Here is a 17,557-nt window from a genome sequence, read left to right as displayed (position 1 = left end):
CGCCGTACTCCGACCATGACGAACGGTCCGCCCGTCGCGTTCCACCGCGAGCGGCGGACCGCCGCGTTCGCGGCCACCGCGCCGTGCCCGGCATATCGGCCCGGCCGGGGACACCCCCGGTATCGGCCGGGAGGAGCCCTGGGGCGCCGGTCCCGGCCGCGTCAAGAGGCCCGGGGGCCCGCCGCCGGTGACGGGACGGGCGGGGACACACACCGCCGGAGAGGCCCTAGTGTGGTGGCCCGTCGAGCGCACCGCTCGACCGCAGCCAGCAACCGCACAGCAGTCCTCCGGGGGGCGACCCCCGGATCCCCGGCCGGAGGGCCCGTACCTCGATGTCCGTGCACAGCAATACGGCGGCCCACTACCCGGCCACCTCTGCCACGTTCGACCCCGCCGTCCCCCCGGCGTTCCCGCGCCACGTCGTCACCGCCGTGCTCGTCGCCCACGACGGCGCCCGCTGGCTGCCCGACGCGCTGGCCGGACTGCTCGGCCAGGAACGGCCCGTCCAGAGCGCCGTCGCCGCCGACACCAGCAGCACCGACGACTCCGCGCGGCTGCTCGCCGAGGCCCTCGGCCCCGACCGGGTCCTGCACCTCGCCCGCCGCGCCGGATTCGGCGCCGCCGTCGACGAGGCCGTCCGCTCGGTCCCCGCACCGGACCCCGAGGAACTGCCGTACCTCAAGCGCTCCAGCGGCTGGGACCCCGTCAGCCGCACCTGGCGCGAGGACTCCTACGACCACGGCGGCCACACCGACCACCGCCACGACGACCTCGAACCCGTCCAGTGGCTGTGGCTGCTCCACGACGACTGCGCCCCCGACCCCGGCGCCCTGCACGAACTGCTGCGCGTCGCCGACGCCGAACCCGACGCCGCCGTCATCGGACCGAAGCTCCGCAGCTGGTACGACCGCAGACAGCTGCTGGAGGTCGGCGTCTCCATCGCCCGCAGCGGCCGCCGCTGGACCGGCCTGGAGCGCCGCGAACAGGACCAGGGCCAGCACGACCAGGTGCGGCCCGTACTGGCCGTCTCCACCGCGGGCATGCTCGTCCGCCGCGACGTCTACGAACAGCTCGGCGGTTTCGACCCCCGGCTGCCCCTGATGCGCGACGACGTCGACCTGTGCTGGCGCGCGCACGCCGCCGGGCACCGCGTGATCGTTGCGCCCGACGCCGTCATGCGGCACGCCGAAGCTGCTGCCCGCGAACGCCGCCCCGTCGACTGCGCAGGCCGCTCGGCCGTGAACCCGCACCGCGTCGACAAGGCGGGCGCCGTCTACGCCCTCCTCGCCAACACCCGCGGCCCGCTCCTGCCGTACGTCATGCTCCGGCTCGTCCTCGGCACCCTGTTGCGGACCGTCGGCTACCTCCTCGGCAAGGCCCCCGGACAGGCACTCGACGAACTCACCGGACTCTTCGGCACCCTGCTGCGCCCCGGCAGGCTCCGCGCCGCCCGCAAGCGGCGGGGCGCGCCCGCCGTCGCCACGAGCGAGCTCCGACCGCTGTTCCCGCCGCCCGGCGCCACCGTCCGGGCCACCGTCGAACAGCTCGCGAGCAACCTCGGCGGCCGCTCCGAGGCCGACCTCTCCTCCGCCGGACGCCACGGAGCCGTCGAGTCCGGACCCGGCGGCGACGACGCGGACTTCCTGGAGATCGAACAGTTCACCCGGCTCAAGCGGATCGCCCGCAAGCCGGCCCCCGTCCTCTTCGCGCTCCTGCTGCTCGTCTCGCTGATCGCCTGCCGCGGGCTGTTCGGCGGCGGCTCGCTGTCCGGCGGCGCACTGCTGCCCGTGCCCGACGGCGTCTCCGGCCTCTGGGCGCGCTACGCCGACGGCTGGCACCCGGTCGGCGTCGGCAACACCGGCAGCGCACCGCCCTACCTGGCCGTACTCGCCGCCCTGAGCACGCTCTTCCTCGGCTCCACCGGCTTCACCCTCACCCTCCTGCTGGTTTGCTCCGTGCCGCTGGCCGGACTCACCGCCTACTTCGCCTCCCGCCCGCTCGTCTCCTCCCGCCTCCTGCGCGCCTGGGCGAGCGTCGCGTACGCCTTCCTGCCCGCCGCCACCGGCGCCCTCGCCACCGGCAGGCTCGGCACCGCCGTCCTCGCCATACTGCTGCCGCTCATGGCCCGCGCGGCCGTGGCCGCCACCGGGCTCCGCGTCCCCGGCGCCCGCCCGACCTGGCGCGCCTCCTGGACGTACGCGCTCCTGCTCACCGTCACCACCGCCTTCACCCCGGTCGTGTGGCCGCTCGCCGTCGTCCTGGGCCTCGGCGCCCTCGCCGTGCACGCCGTACGGGGCGGCGGCGCGCAGCTGGCCGTCCACGGGCCGCGCTTCCTCGCGGTCGCCCTCACCCCGGTCCTCGCGCTCGCCCCCTGGTCGCTGGGGCTGTTCACCCACCCCGGCCGCTTCTTCGCCGAGGCGGGCATCGACTACGGGCACGGCACGACGGCGCCCTGGCAGCTGCTCGTCGGCGACCCCGGCGGCCCGAAGACCTTCGGCGGTCTCCTCTTCGCCGGCGTCGTCCTGGCCGCCCTCGCCGCCCTGCTGCGCGCCGACCGGGCCCGCGCGGTCCGTACGGCCTGGGCGGTGGCGCTCGCCGCCCTCCTCTGCGCGGCCCTGGCCAACGGCAGCGGCTGGGCAGGACCCGCCACCCTCGTCCACTGCCTCGCCCTTGTCGCGGCGGCCGTCGTGGGTGCCGAGGGCGCCCGCGAGCGCGTCGCCGCGCTCAGCTTCGGCTGGCGGCAGCCCGTCGCCGCCCTCATCGCCCTCACCGCGGCCGCGGGCCCGCTGGTGGCCGCCGCCGTCTGGATGGTGGCCGGGGCGGACGGACCGCTGGAGCGGCGCTCCCCGGAGCAGGTCCCGGCGTTCGTCGCGGAGGAGGCGGGCACCCGCGACCAGGCCCGCACCCTGGTGCTCGACGGCACCGAAGGACATGTGAACTACACCCTCGTCCGGGGCTCCGGCGCCCGCACCGGCGACGCCGAACTCGCCGTGGCCGCCGGGCGCGACAAGAAGCTCGACGCCGTCGTCGCCGGTCTCGTCGCGGGCTCCGGGGCCGACCAGGCGGGCCTCCTCGGCGACTACGCCGTCGGCTACGTCCTCGTGCGCGACAGCGCGCCCGGTGCCATGGGCCGGGTCCTGGACACCACCCCCGGCCTCACCCGGCTCAGCCAGCAGGACCGCAGCTCGCTGTGGCGGGTCGACCGGGACGTCGCCCGCGTCACCATCACGCCCGGCGACCGCCAGGGCGCCGCACAGCAGTCCGCCCCCGTGACGGTCGCCTCCGGGCCCGTCGAGGCGCACACCACCGTCCCGGACGGTCCCCAGGGCCGCGTCCTGCGCGTCGCCGACAAGGCCGCGCCCGGCTGGCAGGCCACCCTGAAGGGCCGCGCGCTCAAGAGCACCACCGTCGACGGCTGGGCACAGGGCTTCGAACTGCCCTCCGGCGGCGGCAAGCTCGCCCTGACCTACCAGGCGCCCCTGACCCACACGGTGTGGCTGTGGACGCAAGGGATCCTCGCGGCCGTCCTCGTGGTGCTCGCCCTGCCGGGCCGCCGCCGCGAGATCGACGACGACCTGCCCGAGACGGGCGCCCCGGCCGCCGCCGCCCCCGCGCCCGCGGCACCGTCCGTACCGGCACAGCCCGCCGCGGGCGAGGGCCGCCGCGCCCGCCGCCTGCGCGCCGCCGCGGAGGCCGAGCGCACGGCCGACCCCGCACCGCCGGAGCCGCCCGCGGCCGAGCCGACAGCCGACCCGTACGCACAGCAGACGGCCGACCCGTACGCAGCCGTCCCGCAACAGCAGCAGTACGGGCAGTGGGGCGACGCCCAGGGCTACGGGACGTACGACCAGCAGCCCTACCAGGAAGGCGCCTACGACGGCTCCTACCAGCAGCAGGGCGGCGGGTACGGGCAGCAGGCGCACTACCCGGCCGATCCGTACGCGGCGGGGCCGTACGACCCGTACAGCTACGGTCAGCAGCCCTACGACACGACGTACGGCGACGGTGGCCACCACCAGCAGCACCGCGACGGGAGCGAGCAGCAGTGAAGCGCACCACCCTGTCCCTGTTCGGCGCGGTGGCGGCGCTCGCCGCCGTCACCGGCATCGCCGTGTTCGAGGCTCCGGCGGGCACCGCCGGCACGGCCGCGAAGGCGCCCGCCCGGCTGCCCGTGGAGCGCTCGATGCGACTCTGCCCGGCGCCCACGTCCTCGGACGTGGGGGAGACGGCCTACACCGCGTTCACCCCGGCCGGCGCGACCGGCCGCGCGGGCGCGCGCAAGGCCGCCGCGGATCTGCTGGCGGCGGGCGGGACGACGGGTCCCGCCAAGAAGGACGACGGCAAGCCGGACTCCAAGGCCGATTCCAAGTCCGACGCCAAGGACAAGAAGAAGGACGACAAGGGCGCGGTCGCGGCCGGTGCGACGGTGCTCTCCCTGAAGGAGCCCGGCAAGCCCGTCACCGCCACCACGGACCGCTCCGACGCGCCAGCCCTCATCGGCACCGCCGACGGCACGCTCGCGCCCGGCTGGACCGTGCAGCAGAGCACCGTGGTGAGCGCGGGCAGTGGACGCGGGCTGCACGGGCTGACCTGCACGGCCCCCGACACGTCCTTCTGGTTCCCGGGCGCGAGCACCGCCAAGAGCCGCCAGGACTACGTCCACCTGACGAACCCGGACAGCACCGCGGCCGTCGTCGACCTGGAGATGTACGGCAAGGACGGCCGGATCAAGGCCGCCGCCGGAGAGGGCATCAACGTCCCGCCGCGCTCCACCGTGCCGGTGCTCCTGTCGACCCTCACGGACGCCCCCACGGAGAGCGCGACGCTCCATGTGGCCGCCCGCTCCGGACGGGTCGGGGCGGCGCTCCAGGCGTCCGATGAGAAGCTGGGCGGCGACTGGCTGCCGCCCTCCGCCGAGGCGTCCCCCGACGCCGTGCTCCCGGGCATCCCGGCCGACGCCACGTCCGTGCGCCTCTACGTCCTCGCGCCCGGCGGGGACGACGCCGACCTGAAGCTGCGCTTCGCCGGCGCCAACAGCGCGATCACCCCGGCCGGTCACGAGACGCTGCACGTCAAGAGCGGCATGACGACGGCCGTCGACCTCGGGGACATCACCCGGGGCGAGGCGGGCTCGCTGCTGCTCACCGGGGACGGCAGCAGGACGCCGGTCGTCGCCGCGCTGCGGGTCACCCGGGGCAAGGACGACAAGCAGGAGACGGCCTTCATCGCCGCCACCCCGCCGATCGACAAGCGCGGCACCGTCGCCGACAACCGCGTGAAGAGCAGCACGCTCGCCCTGGTCGCACCCGGCAAGGAGGCGGCGCAGGTGAAGGTCTCGTCCTCGGCGGGCAGCGACGGGGGCACCGCCGTCAGCAAGACGTACACCGTCAAGCCGGGTACCACGCTGTCCGTGGAACCGCCGGAGCCCTCCGGCGCGAAGGGGACCTACGCGGTGACCGTGGAGAAGGTCTCCGGAGGACCGGTGTACGCCTCGCGGATGCTCGCACTGCCCAAGGACGGCGTGCCGATGTTCACGATCCAGCCCATTCCGGACGACCGCTCCACGGTGGCCGTCCCGGAGGCCGAGCAGGACCTGTCGATGCTGAACCGGTGACGCGCGGAGCCGGTCTTCTCCGCCTCCGGCTATTGGCGCGTCATCGGCTCCCAAACCTCCGGTGCGGCACGGATCGCCGCCGCGCGCCGCCGCGTTGGGGCCACCGGCCCGCGCGGCGGTCAGTCCTGGCCGTACCGCGGGTCCACCGACTCCGGCGCGAGCCCGAGGAGTTCGGCGACCTGCTCGACCACGACCTCGTGCACGAGCAGCGCGCGCTCGTCCCGGGTCTTGGTGCGGATCTCCACCGGCCGCCGGTAGACGACGATCCGGTCGGGGGCGTCGCCGTGGGCGGCGACGTACCGCCCGAGCGGCACCGTCTCGCCGTCGAACTCGAAGGCGTCGAGCCCCTCGGAGTCGCTCATGGTGCCGCGGCCGTCACGGGTGGTGACCGGCACCTCGCGCACGACGAAGTCGACCGCGGACAGCTGCGGCCAGAGCCGCTCCAGCCGCTCCGCCGAGTCGTGCACCAGGTCGACGAACGCCTCGCCCCGGCTGACCGACAGCGGCACTTGGGGCGGGGCGATCGGTCCGCGCATGCCGCGTCCATGGCGGTCGCGGTGGCGCGGTCGCGGGCCGGCGGGGCTGGGGGTGCCTCCGGCGGTGGCCGGAGGGGGTGCGGGGCTGTCCATCACTCCCGAGGGTAGCCGTCGTCCGGCTGTGTGCACGTAGTGATCGCATATCAGCCGAATGTCGCTGGATGAACATTTCGGTCACCTCTGCGATCAATTACGGCCATGTGCAGGACGGGGTCGTGCTCGATGAAGGACACTGTGCAGACAGCTTGATGACAGATTTTCTTGCCGCTCCGCCCTGCCCTCAGGGCCTCCGCGCAGGTCAACCAGGCGGTGGGGAAGCGGCGTCCACGAGGCGAACAGAGCCGACACGGAGGAGTGAGCCGGGGGTGAGTCGTCGCGGACCGCTCAAGAGTGCGGTACCGTCCAACCTCGTGAGCCCTGTACGTCGCTGTTCGCGCACTGCGTGCGGCCGCCCGGCCGTCGCGACGCTGACGTACGTCTACGCCGATTCGACCGCCGTTCTCGGACCGCTCGCCACCTACGCCGAGCCCCATTGCTACGACCTGTGCGCCGAGCACTCCGAGCGCCTGACCGCACCGCGCGGCTGGGACGTGGTCAGGCTCGCCCTCGACACCGGTCCCGCCCGCCCCAGCGGCGACGACCTCGAAGCACTGGCCAACGCCGTGCGGGAAGCGGCCCGCCCGCAGGAGCGCCTGACCGGACCGGCCGGCACCCCCGGCGCCGTCGGGCCCAACGGCCGCGAGGCCGACCCGATGGAGGTCGCCCGCCGAGGCCACCTCAGGGTGCTGCGCTCGCCCGACTCCTGACGCCCCGGCGGCCCGCACACCAGGCCCGATGGCCGTCAACACCCGCCCACCCCCGGCCTTCCGCTCGATCGATGCCCGGATCGTCAGTGCCTCCAGGTAGGTTTGTGTCCCCGTAAAGGACTCCAGGAGGGGTTGGCTGTGGCTGATCTGTCGCAGATCGTGAAGGCGTACGACGTCCGCGGTGTCGTCCCCGACCAGTGGGACGAGGCGCTGGCCGAGCTGTTCGGCGCCGCCTTCGCCCGGATCACCGGCGCGGACGCGATCGTGACCGGGCACGACATGCGCCCCTCCTCGCCCGGCCTGTCCCGGGCCTTCGCGCGGGGCGCCGCGGCCCTCGGCGTCGACGTCACCGAGATCGGGCTCTGCTCGACCGACGAACTGTATTTCGCCAGCGGCGCGCTCAACCTGCCCGGCGCGATGTTCACCGCCTCGCACAACCCCGCGCAGTACAACGGCATCAAGATGTGCCGGGCCGGCGCGGCCCCCGTCGGCCAGGACACCGGCCTCGCCGACATCCGCGCACTCGTGGAGCGGTGGACGGAGACCGGGGCACCCGAATCGGCCGCCACCCCCGGCACGATCGCCGCGCGGGACGTCCTCGGCGACTACGCGAAGCACCTGCGCGGCCTCGTCGACCTGTCGGGCATCCGGCCGCTGAAGGTCGTGGTGGACGCGGGCAACGGCATGGGCGGCCACACCGTCCCGACCGTCCTCGACGGCCTTCCGACCGAACTCGACGCGATGTACTTCGAGTTGGACGGCACCTTCCCCAACCACGAGGCCAACCCCCTCGACCCGAAGAACCTCGTCGACCTCCAGGCGCGGGTGCGCGAGGTCGGCGCCGACATCGGGCTGGCCTTCGACGGCGACGCCGACCGCTGCTTCGTCATCGACGAGAACGGCGACCCGGTCCCCCCGTCCGCCATCACCGCCCTGGTCGCCGCCCGCGAGCTCGCCAAGCACCCCGGCGGCACGGTCATCCACAACCTCATCACCTCGTGGTCGGTGCCCGAGGTCGTCAAGGAGCACGGCGGCAAGGCCGTGCGCACCCGCGTGGGGCACTCCTTCATCAAGGAGGAGATGGCCCGCACCGGCGCGATCTTCGGTGGCGAGCACTCCGCGCACTACTACTTCCGCGACTTCTGGAACGCGGACACCGGCATGCTCGCCGCGATGCACGTGCTCGCCGCGCTCGGCGGGCAGGACGAACCGCTCTCCCGGCTCGTCGCCCAGTACGACCGCTACGCCGCGTCCGGCGAGATCAACAGCACCGTGGCCGACCAGGCCGGCCGGGCCGCCGCGGTCAAGGCGGCGTACGCCGACCGCGACGACGTGCAGCTGGACGAGCTCGACGGCCTGACCGTGACGGCCGCCGACTGGTGGTTCAACCTCCGGGCCTCCAACACCGAACCGCTCCTCCGCCTGAACGTCGAGGCACGCGACGAGCAGACGGTGGCCCGTATCCGCGACGAGGTCCTCTCCGTCGTCCGCGCCTAGCGACGGCCCGGGGGCGGGGGCCGCCCGCCCCCGCCCCGCCACGGAAGCGGAACCACCGGCCCGCAGCGCCCCGGATATCCGCCACCCCCAGCGGGAGCGACTACGCTGGCCGGGCAAGGGACGTACACGCCGAAGGGAACCCCCATGCCGCTCGAAGCCGGTCTCCTGGAGATCCTCGCCTGCCCGGAGTGCCACGCACCCCTCCACGAGGAGGAGCAGGCCGCCGAGCTGGTGTGCGAGAGCAAGAGCTGCGGTCTGGCCTACCCCGTGCGCGACGGCATCCCCGTCCTGCTCGTGGACGAGGCCCGGCGCCCCGCCTGACCCGTCCGCCCGGCCCGGCACACACCCGTACGGCGTACGCCACGGCGATCGGAGGCTGATCAACGGTGTTCGACGAGTCACTCCTCGATGACCCGGAAGCCCTGTCCCGAGCCGATCTCCACGGCCTCCTGCGCGGCGCCGCGGAATCCGGCGCCCGGGTCCGCACGGCCGCCCGCAACGCCGCAGAAGCGGGCGTCGCGGCACTCCGGCCGGACGGCCGCCCGCGCGCCGTCCTTGTCGCCGGGCCCACCCCCGCCGCCGGCTGCGCCGCGGACCTCCTGACGGCACTCGCCGGCGGCAGCGCCCCGGTCACCCTGATCCGCCCGACCGGCGTCGCCCCGGCCCCCGGCGCCCTGCGCTGGACCCTCCCCGGCTGGACGGGCCCGCTGGACCTGCTGCTGGTCGCCAGCCCCGACGGCACGGAACCCGGCCTCGCGATCCTGCTGGAGCAGGCGTACCGCCGAGGCTGCTCCGTCGTCTGTGTCACCCCGGCGGGCACCCCCCTCGCCGACGCCACCGAACAGGCCCGCGGCCTGGCCATCCCGCTGACCGCCGCCCCCGGCGGCCCGCGCACCGGCGACGCGGGGACCACCGGCGCCAGGGCCGCGCTCCCCATCGGCCCCGGCACCCTCTGGTCCCTGCTCACCCCGCTGCTCGCCCTCACCGACCGCATCGGCCTGCTCGCCGCCGACCAGGGCGCAATCGAGTCCCTCGCCGACCGGCTCGACCAGGTCGCGGAGGTATGCGGCCCCGCCCACGCCACCTACAGCAACCCCGCCAAGACCCTCGCGGCCGAGCTCGCCGGCACCCTCCCGCTGATCTGGTCCGAGGGCGACCTCGCCGCCGCGGTGGGCCGCCACTTCGCCACCGTCCTCGCCGCGCTCGCCGGCCGCCCCGCGCTCGCCGCCGAACTGCCCGAGGCGCTGACCGCCCACGGCACGCTGCTCGCCGGGGACTTCGCCGCGGGCGCCGACCCGGAGGACTTCTTCCGCGACCGCGTGGAGGACCCCGAGGCCCTGCACGCCCGCGTGGTCCTGCTCCGCGAGCGCGAACCGGACATCACCTCCCCGGGCCCCGCCGCCCGCGAACTGGCCCTCCAGCGCGAGACCCCCATCAGCGAGCTGGAGGCGACCGAGGGCGGCACACCCCTGGAGACCGCGGCGGAGCTCCTCGCCATCACGGATTTCGCCGCCGTCTATCTGGCGCTCGCCTCCACCCCGTAGAACGAGGAGACGGCGCGGGCCCGTGACCGACGACCGGGCCCGAACAGCCGCAAGCAGGCCGGAACCCAGCCGCACGAACAGTCAGGAACCCGCCCCCATGGACCGCCTCGCCAACACCGTGCGCCCCTACGCCTGGGGCTCCACCACCGCGATCCCCGAGCTGCTCGGCACCACCCCCACCGGCGAACCGCAGGCCGAACTCTGGATGGGCGCCCACCCCGGCGCCCCCTCCCGCGTCGACCGCGGCGACGGCCCCCGGCCCCTGGGCGACACCATCGCCGACGCCCCCGAGGCCGAACTCGGCCCGGAGACCGTACGCCGCTTCGGCCCCCGCCTGCCGTTCCTGCTCAAACTCCTCGCCGCCGCCTCCCCGCTGTCCCTCCAGGTCCACCCCGACCTCGACCGGGCCAGGGCCGGATTCGCCGACGAGGAGGCACGCGGCATCCCCGTCGACGCCCCGCACCGCACCTACCGGGACGCCAACCACAAACCCGAACTGCTCTGCGCCCTCACCCCGTTCGAGGGGCTCTGCGGCTTTCGTGACCCCGCCGGGACGGCCGAGCTGCTCGCCGCCCTCGACGTCGACTCCCTCAAGCCGTACGTCGACCTCCTGCACGCCCAGCCCGAGGCCGACGCCCTGCGCGAGGTCCTCACCGCCGTCCTCGTCGCCGACCACACCGCCATCGCGGAAACCGTCCACGCGGCCTCCGCCGCCGCCGAACGGCTCGCCGCCGAGGACGGCCCGCACCGGGACGCGTACGCCGCCTACGCCTCGATCGCCCGCCACTACCCCGGCGACCCCGGCGTCATCGCCGCCATGCTCCTCAACCACGTGCGCCTCAACCCCGGCGAGGCCCTCTACCTCGGCGCGGGCGTCCCCCACGCCTACCTCGACGGCCTCGGCGTCGAAGTCATGGCCAACTCCGACAACGTGCTGCGCTGCGGCCTGACGCCGAAACACATCGACGTCCCCGAACTGCTGCGCGTCGTCCGCTTCGAGAGCACCGAACCCGCCGTCCTGCGCCCCGAGGCCGACGCGGGCGGCGAAGAGGTCTACGCGACACCCGTCGACGAATTCCGCCTCTCCCGCTACGTCTTCGCACCCTCCTCCGAAACCCCCGCCACCCTGCCCCCGGGCGCCCCCCAGATCCTCCTGTGCACCTCCGGCACCGCGGTCGTACGCGCCGCCGACGGCACCGAGCTGCGCCTTCGCGGGGGCGAGTCCGCGTTCGTACGGGCCGACGAGCGCGCCGAACTCACCGGCGACGACGCCACCGTCTTCCGGGCCACGGTCGCCGTCTGACCCGCCTCCAGCCCGGCGGCTGCGACAATGACCCGCCGTAAAGGAAAAGCAAAGCAACAGCCGGGCGGAAGGAACAAGCCGCATCCATGAGTGCATCAGGCGGAACCAAGGCCATCGTCGCCGCGCTGGGGGCCAACATGGCCATCGCCGTGGCGAAATTCGTCGCGTTCGCGTTCAGCGGCTCGTCGTCGATGCTCGCCGAAGGAGTGCACTCGGTCGCCGACTCCGGCAACCAGGTGCTGCTCCTGCTGGGCGGCCGCAAGGCGCAGAAGAAGGCGAGCGAGGAGCACCCCTTCGGCTACGGCCGTGAGCGCTACATCTACGGATTCCTCGTCTCCATCGTCCTGTTCACCATCGGTGGCGTCTTCGCGCTGTACGAGGGCTACGAGAAGATCAAGGAACCGCACGAGCTCGACAACTGGTACTGGCCGGTCGCCGTGCTCGTCTTCGCGGTCGTCGCCGAGGGCTTCTCCTTCCGCACGGCCATCAAGGAGTCCAACGCACTGCGCGGAAAGCAGTCGTGGGGCTCCTTCATCCGCACGGCCAAGGCCCCCGAGCTCCCCGTCGTCCTGCTGGAGGACTTCGGCGCCCTCATCGGCCTCGTCCTCGCACTGTTCGGCGTGGGCCTGACGCTCGCCACCGGCGACGGCGTGTGGGACGGCATCGGCACGCTGTGCATCGGCATCCTGCTCGTCCTGATCGCGCTGGTCCTGGCCGCCGAGACCAAGTCCCTGCTGCTCGGCGAGGCGGCCGGCCCGGAGCAGGTCGCGAAGATCCGCGCGGCCGCCGTGGACGGCGACACGGTCACCCGCGTCATCCACATGCGCACGCTCCACCTCGGCCCCGAGGAACTGCTCGTCGCCGCCAAGATCGCCGTACGGCACGACGAGACCGCCGTCGGGATCGCCCGCGCGATCGACGCCTCCGAGGCCCGCATCCGCGAGGCGGTCCCGATCGCCCGGGCCATCTACCTCGAACCGGACATCTACAGCGAGGAAGCGGCAGCGGCGGGCGAGGACCCGGCGGCGACCCCGGGCGGCCCGGCCCGCCACTGAGGGCCCCGGTCGCGGAGGCGGGGCCGGGCAGGGCGAGGCGCCCCTACCCGACCTCCCGGAGCACCTCCACGACCGCCCCCGGCTCCTCCGCCGAGAGCAACCGCTCCCGGAACCCCGGATCCATCAACTTCCGCGACAGCATCGCCAGCAGCCGCAGGTGCTCGTCCCCCGCCCCCACCTCCGGCACCGAGATCATGAAGATCAGCCGGGCCTTCGTACCGTCCAGCGCCCCCCACTCGACTCCCTCCGTGGAACGGGCGAAGCCGACGACGGGCCCCGAGACCGCCGCCGTCTTCGCGTGCGGAACGGCGATCTCCTCACCGAGCCCGGTCGTACCGAGCTCCTCACGGGCGAGAGCGGCACGGACCAGCCCGTCGACATCCGTCACCTTGCCGGAGGCCGCGAGCAGTTCGGCCATCTCCCGGATCGCCGCCTCCTTGCCGGTCGCGGCGAGCCGCGTGCGTACGGTCCGCTCGGTGAGGTAACCCGAGAGAGCCGAACCCTCCTCGACCGCCGGAGCCGCCGGAGTCACCGGAGCCGCCGGGGAAACGGGGGCCGGGGGAGCGGTGGGAGCGACTGCCGCGGTCCGGCCGCCGCTGCCCAGCGACATCAGGGTGACTGTCGTCAGCGCCGTCACCGCCATGCCGATGGCGATGGCGACGAAGAACATCGGCACCCCGCCGACCGCCCCCAGCAGCGCCACGATCGGACCGCCGTGCGGCACGCTGTCCTTGACCGCGGCCAGACCCGCGACCGCACCCGCGACCGCGCCGCCGAGCATGTTCGCGGGAATCACCCGCGCGGGCCGGGCCGCGGCGAACGGGATCGCACCCTCGGTGATGCCGAAGAAGCCCATGAACAGCGCCGCCAGACCGGTCTCCCGCTCCTGGTCGGTGAACATCCGGCGCCGCAGCAGCGTCGCCAGCCCCTGCCCGAGCGGCGGCACCGGAATGGCCGCCGCACACATCCCCATGATCTCCGGGTTCCTGGAGACCAGACCCGCGCCGAAGAGGAACGCCGTCTTGTTCACCGGCCCGCCCATGTCGAAGGCGATCATGAGCCCGAGGAGCACACCGAGCAGCGCCGCGCTCGCACCGGTCAGCCCGCCCAGCCAGCTCGTCAGGTGCTCGAACACCCAGGAGATCGGCCGCCCGATGACATAGATGAAGAACAGGCCCAGCGCGGACGTCGCCACGATCGGGATCACGATCACCGGCATGATCGGCCGGACGAACTTCGGGACCTCGACCTTCTTGATCCAGCGGACCAGATAGCCGGCCAGGAAGCCGGTCGCGATCGCCCCGATGAAGCCCGCGCCCGCCTTGCTGTCGTAGAGCTCCCCGTGCCCCGCGATCCAGCCCCCGACCATGCCCGGCACCAGCGCGGGCCGGTCGCCGATCGCATAGGCGATATAGCCGGAGAGGACCGGGATCATCAGGGTGAAACCGACGGTGCCGATGTCGTTGACGGACCGCCAGAAGGAGTTGTCGAAGACGATCCCCTGGGACGTGGTGTGGCCGCCCAGCGCGAGCGACACCGCGATCAGCAGCCCGCCGACGACCACGAACGGGATCATGTACGAGACGCCGTTCATCAGCGCCTTGTAGACGTCGCCGCGCTCCTTGCCGCCACCCCCGACGGCCGTCGGCAGGATGCCGCCCCCGCTCCCGCCCCCGGCACCCGCGTACACCGGGGCGCTCCGCACCCGCTCGATCAGCCGCTCCGGGTGGTGGATGCCCTCGGCCACCCCCACGGACAGCACCCGCTTGCCGACGAAGCGGCCGAGGTCGACGTCCTTGTCGGCGGCGACGATGATGCCGTCCGCCTGACTGACATCGTTGTCAGTCAGAACGTTCTCCGCCCCGATCGACCCCTGCGTCTCCACCTTCATCTCATGACCGAGCGCCTGGGCGGCCTGCGCCAGCTTCTCCGCGGCCATATAGGTGTGGGCGATGCCGGTCGGGCAGGCGGTCACCGCCAGCAGCCTGAGCCCCGGCCCCCTGACCCCCGCGCCCTCGGAGGGGTCGGCTGGACTGGTCACATGGATCTCCTCACAGATCGGCACGCGCGCCGGCGCCGACGGTTCCCCGCAGTCCGCGCGCTGATCGCATCCTGCAACACGGGGCCTGCGGAGGAAAGCGATCACGGCGCCCGTCCGCGGAACAGGGCCGGGCAGGGCTGGGGTTCACCGCCACCATCGGTGTAGATTCGTGACAGAGCCAGACGTCGCTGCTGATGGCGGTCGGGCGGCCCGCGCGACGGACCGGCCGAGGGAGAGAGGGCCTCCGACGGACTGCGCTGCGGCCAGGGGACAGGTGTATCCGGACAGGTGCCAGCCACCTGCCGGTCGGCGTCGTCCCGGCAGACTGACCGCGTGCACAGCCGTACCCATCCTCGCTCGCCCCTTCAGGAGGAGCAGCCCGTATGACCACCACCTCCACCGGTCAGGACTTCAAGGTCGCGGACCTGTCGCTGGCCGTCTTCGGTCGTAAGGAAATCACCCTCGCCGAGCACGAGATGCCCGGTCTGATGGCGATCCGCAAGGAGTACGCGGAGGCGCAGCCGCTGGCCGGCGCCCGCATCACCGGCTCGCTGCACATGACGGTGCAGACGGCCGTGCTCATCGAGACGCTGGTCGCACTGGGCGCTCAGGTGCGCTGGGCGTCCTGCAACATCTTCTCCACCCAGGACCACGCCGCCGCGGCCATCGCCGTCGGCCCCGAGGGCACCCCGGAGAACCCGCAGGGCATCCCCGTCTTCGCCTGGAAGGGCGAGACGCTGGAGGAGTACTGGTGGTGCACGGAGCAGGCGCTGACCTGGCCCGGCACCGCCACCGGCGGCCCGAACATGATCCTGGACGACGGCGGCGACGCCACCCTCCTGGTGCACAAGGGCGTCGAGTTCGAGAAGGCCGGCGCGGCCCCGGACCCGTCGACGGCGGACAGCGAGGAGTACGCCCAGATCCTCACGCTCCTCAACCGCACGCTGGGTGAGAGCCCGCAGAAGTGGACCCAGCTGGCGTCCGAGATCCGCGGTGTCACCGAGGAGACCACCACCGGCGTGCACCGCCTGTACGAGATGCAGCAGGCCGGCTCGCTGCTCTTCCCGGCGATCAACGTGAACGACGCCGTCACCAAGTCGAAGTTCGACAACAAGTACGGCTGCCGCCACTCGCTGATCGACGGCATCAACCGCGCCACCGACGTCCTCATCGGCGGCAAGGTCGCGGTCGTCTGCGGCTACGGCGACGTGGGCAAGGGCTGCGCCGAGTCCCTGCGCGGCCAGGGCGCCCGTGTCATCGTCACCGAGATCGACCCGATCAACGCCCTCCAGGCGGCGATGGACGGCTTCCAGGTCACCACCCTGGACGAGGTCGTCGAGATCGCCGACATCTTCGTCACCACCACGGGCAACAAGGACATCATCATGGCCGCCGACATGGCCAAGATGAAGCACCAGGCCATCGTGGGCAACATCGGCCACTTCGACAACGAGATCGACATGGCCGGCCTGGCGAAGATCCCCGGCATCGTCAAGGACGAGGTCAAGCCGCAGGTCCACACCTGGACGTTCGCCGACGGCAAGGTCCTGATCGTCCTCTCCGAGGGCCGTCTGCTGAACCTGGGCAACGCCACCGGCCACCCGTCCTTCGTGATGTCGAACTCCTTCGCGGACCAGACGCTGGCCCAGATCGAGCTCTTCACCAAGCCGGAGTCGTACCCGACCGATGTCTACGTACTGCCGAAGCTCCTCGACGAGAAGGTGGCCCGCCTCCACCTCGACGCGCTGGGCGTCAAGCTGACGACGCTCCGCCCGGAGCAGGCCGCGTACATCGGCGTCAAGGTCGAGGGCCCGTACAAGCCGGACCACTACCGCTACTGATACCGCTGCCGTGGCCGCTGATCGCAGCCACCGCAGAAGCCGGCGCGCAGGCCCCCGCCCTCCTCGGTGGGGGCCTGTCCCGTTCCCGTCAAGGACCCCACCATGCCCCGCGGCCGCTACTCCCTTTACGACCCGCACGACCACACCCCCCTCGGTGAAGAGCACTTCCACTGCGCCACCGGCCCCTCCGGCTGGCGCTACGTCTCCCAGCTCACCGCCCCCTCCGGCGATCACGCCGGCTCCGTCGACCTCACCCTCGACGACCTCGGCCGCCCGATCCGCCTGCAGCTGCACGCGGCGAGCTGGCAGGTGCGGGGCGCGGCCCTCGACGGCGTGACCTGGGTGCGCACCGATCCGACCGGCGAGCACGCCACCGAGGGCAATGTGCCCGCCCACGCCTTCACCGGCGCCTCCCCGGCCTTCCACGTGGCCCTGGCCCGGTTGCTGCGGTTGGCGCCCGGCGAGGGCGCGAAACGGATCCGGCTCGTCGGCTTCACCTCCCCCGTGCTGGCTCCCCGCACCTTCGACCAGGCGTGGGCCCTGGTCGACAGAACAGCACACGCCACTGACAACGGGGTGCTGACGGTGGACGAGTACCAGGTCAGCGACCTGGAGACGGGGGAGCAGCACAGCGTGCACCTGGCCGGGGACGTGGTCCTGGCCGCGCCGGGCATCGAACTGGAGGAGCTGGAGAGCCCGCCGTCGTCCTTCGCCTGATCTTCACCTGCCCGACGGACGATGTGCGCCGGGCCGTACCGGCCTGGTAGTCTCCTACTCGCTTCGCAAAACCTGTTGACACGGGCAGCGCGAGGAGGTAGATTCGAACGGTTGCCGGGAGCTGGACAGCTCCGGGCGCAACGGTTAGGATCTGAATCGCTTCGGTGCCGGATTCAATTCGCACGGAGCACACCTCATCTCCTTATGAGAAGCAAAAGGCCGATTAGCTCGGCCGAAAAGCTTCTGATAAAGTCGGTGAAGCCGGAAAGCGAATAGCTGGAAGGCAAACCCCGCTCCAACAGGGGGCCGGAAACGGAATTCGGACCGGAAACGGACTGGAAAACGGATCTGGTAAGGTTGGAAACACGAAATACCGAAGGGAAGCGCCCGGAGGAAAGCCCGAAAGGGTGAGTACAAAGGAAGCGTCCGTTCCTTGAGAACTCAACAGCGTGCCAAAAGTCAACGCCAGACTATAAAATACCCCGTCCCTGGCCTTCTGGCCGGGACGCGGTTCCTTTGAAAGTCCTGCCGATCCCCTCGGGGGTGGGTAGGCACACACAGCGAGGACGCTGTGCATGGCCGGGCTTATTCCGCCTGGCTGTG

12 protein-coding genes are annotated in these 17,557 nt (G+C 72.8%); 10 read left to right on the top strand and 2 right to left on the bottom strand.

The genetic code is table 11. The annotated features are described in order from the left end of the window. Nucleotides 1-332 precede the first annotated feature (332 nt). The gene (locus tag ABD269_RS06350) at nucleotides 333-4,049 is read left to right on the top strand and encodes a glycosyltransferase (protein ID WP_344116880.1); all 3,717 of its coding nucleotides are present in this window, start codon (nucleotides 333-335) and stop codon (nucleotides 4,047-4,049) included. After that, nucleotides 4,046-5,614, top strand: coding sequence for a DUF5719 family protein (locus ABD269_RS06345; protein WP_344116879.1), 1,569 nt, complete (start codon nucleotides 4,046-4,048; stop codon nucleotides 5,612-5,614). The genes ABD269_RS06350 and ABD269_RS06345 overlap by 4 nt, the downstream gene beginning before the upstream one ends. A 119-nt stretch (nucleotides 5,615-5,733) precedes the next feature. Here the strand turns inward: ABD269_RS06345 and ABD269_RS06340 are convergent, their stop codons facing one another. Further along, nucleotides 5,734-6,243, bottom strand: coding sequence for a metallopeptidase family protein (locus ABD269_RS06340; RefSeq protein ID WP_344116878.1), 510 nt, complete (start codon nucleotides 6,241-6,243; stop codon nucleotides 5,734-5,736). 272 nt (nucleotides 6,244-6,515) lie between these two features. Between ABD269_RS06340 and ABD269_RS06335 the strand changes: the two genes are divergently transcribed. The 6 genes from ABD269_RS06335 to ABD269_RS06310 all read left to right on the top strand — a co-directional run bounded on the left by ABD269_RS06335 (nucleotide 6,516) and on the right by ABD269_RS06310 (nucleotide 12,355). Then, on the top strand, nucleotides 6,516-6,956 hold the full coding sequence (locus tag ABD269_RS06335) for a DUF3499 domain-containing protein (protein WP_301887049.1): 441 nt from the start codon (nucleotides 6,516-6,518) through the stop codon (nucleotides 6,954-6,956). A gap of 138 nt (nucleotides 6,957-7,094) precedes the next feature. After that, a complete protein-coding gene (locus ABD269_RS06330; protein ID WP_344116877.1) occupies nucleotides 7,095-8,453 on the top strand; it encodes a phosphomannomutase/phosphoglucomutase in 1,359 nt (452 codons plus the stop codon). Between the two features lie 144 nt (nucleotides 8,454-8,597). After that, nucleotides 8,598-8,774, top strand: coding sequence for a Trm112 family protein (locus tag ABD269_RS06325; RefSeq protein WP_116212094.1), 177 nt, complete (start codon nucleotides 8,598-8,600; stop codon nucleotides 8,772-8,774). 65 nt (nucleotides 8,775-8,839) lie between these two features. Beyond that, a complete protein-coding gene (locus ABD269_RS06320; RefSeq protein ID WP_344116876.1) occupies nucleotides 8,840-9,997 on the top strand; it encodes an SIS domain-containing protein in 1,158 nt (385 codons plus the stop codon). Nucleotides 9,998-10,094: 97 nt separating this feature from the next. Further along, nucleotides 10,095-11,300: a mannose-6-phosphate isomerase, class I gene (gene manA, locus ABD269_RS06315; RefSeq protein WP_344116875.1), complete on the top strand. Its 1,206-nt coding sequence runs from the start codon at nucleotides 10,095-10,097 to the stop codon at nucleotides 11,298-11,300. Nucleotides 11,301-11,386: 86 nt separating this feature from the next. After that, nucleotides 11,387-12,355, top strand: coding sequence for a cation diffusion facilitator family transporter (locus tag ABD269_RS06310; protein WP_301887055.1), 969 nt, complete (start codon nucleotides 11,387-11,389; stop codon nucleotides 12,353-12,355). Between the two features lie 43 nt (nucleotides 12,356-12,398). On the opposite strand, the gene ABD269_RS06305 is transcribed toward ABD269_RS06310, so the two are convergent. Further along, nucleotides 12,399-14,396, bottom strand: a complete 1,998-nt coding sequence (locus tag ABD269_RS06305) for a fructose-specific PTS transporter subunit EIIC (RefSeq protein ID WP_344116873.1) — start codon at nucleotides 14,394-14,396, stop codon at nucleotides 12,399-12,401. A gap of 383 nt (nucleotides 14,397-14,779) precedes the next feature. Here ABD269_RS06305 and ahcY point away from each other — a divergent pair, with 383 nt between their 5' ends. After that, the gene (gene ahcY, locus ABD269_RS06300) at nucleotides 14,780-16,237 is read left to right on the top strand and encodes an adenosylhomocysteinase (protein ID WP_301887058.1); all 1,458 of its coding nucleotides are present in this window, start codon (nucleotides 14,780-14,782) and stop codon (nucleotides 16,235-16,237) included. 102 nt (nucleotides 16,238-16,339) lie between these two features. Next, nucleotides 16,340-16,954, top strand: a complete 615-nt coding sequence (locus ABD269_RS06295; protein WP_344116870.1) for a hypothetical protein — start codon at nucleotides 16,340-16,342, stop codon at nucleotides 16,952-16,954. Nucleotides 16,955-17,557 lie beyond the last annotated feature (603 nt).

The sequence above is a fragment of the Streptomyces blastmyceticus genome, from assembly GCF_039521185.1.
Taxonomy (GTDB): domain Bacteria; phylum Actinomycetota; class Actinomycetes; order Streptomycetales; family Streptomycetaceae; genus Streptomyces; species Streptomyces blastmyceticus.
Note: the sequence above shows the minus strand (reverse complement) of the source record. Positions and strands in the feature narration are given on the sequence as shown.

Bases quoted from the DNA above. Each gene is read 5' to 3' on its own strand.
- ABD269_RS06340 (WP_344116878.1), bottom strand. From the start codon at position 6,243: ATGGACAGCCCCGCACCCCCTCCGGCCACCGCCGGAGGCACCCCCAGC.
- ahcY (WP_301887058.1), top strand. From the start codon at position 14,780: ATGACCACCACCTCCACCGGTCAGGACTTCAAGGTCGCGGACCTGTCG.
- ABD269_RS06310 (WP_301887055.1), top strand. From the start codon at position 11,387: ATGAGTGCATCAGGCGGAACCAAGGCCATCGTCGCCGCGCTGGGGGCC.
- ABD269_RS06295 (WP_344116870.1), top strand. From the start codon at position 16,340: ATGCCCCGCGGCCGCTACTCCCTTTACGACCCGCACGACCACACCCCC.
- ABD269_RS06325 (WP_116212094.1), top strand. From the start codon at position 8,598: ATGCCGCTCGAAGCCGGTCTCCTGGAGATCCTCGCCTGCCCGGAGTGC.
- ABD269_RS06350 (WP_344116880.1), top strand. From the start codon at position 333: ATGTCCGTGCACAGCAATACGGCGGCCCACTACCCGGCCACCTCTGCC.
- manA (WP_344116875.1), top strand. From the start codon at position 10,095: ATGGACCGCCTCGCCAACACCGTGCGCCCCTACGCCTGGGGCTCCACC.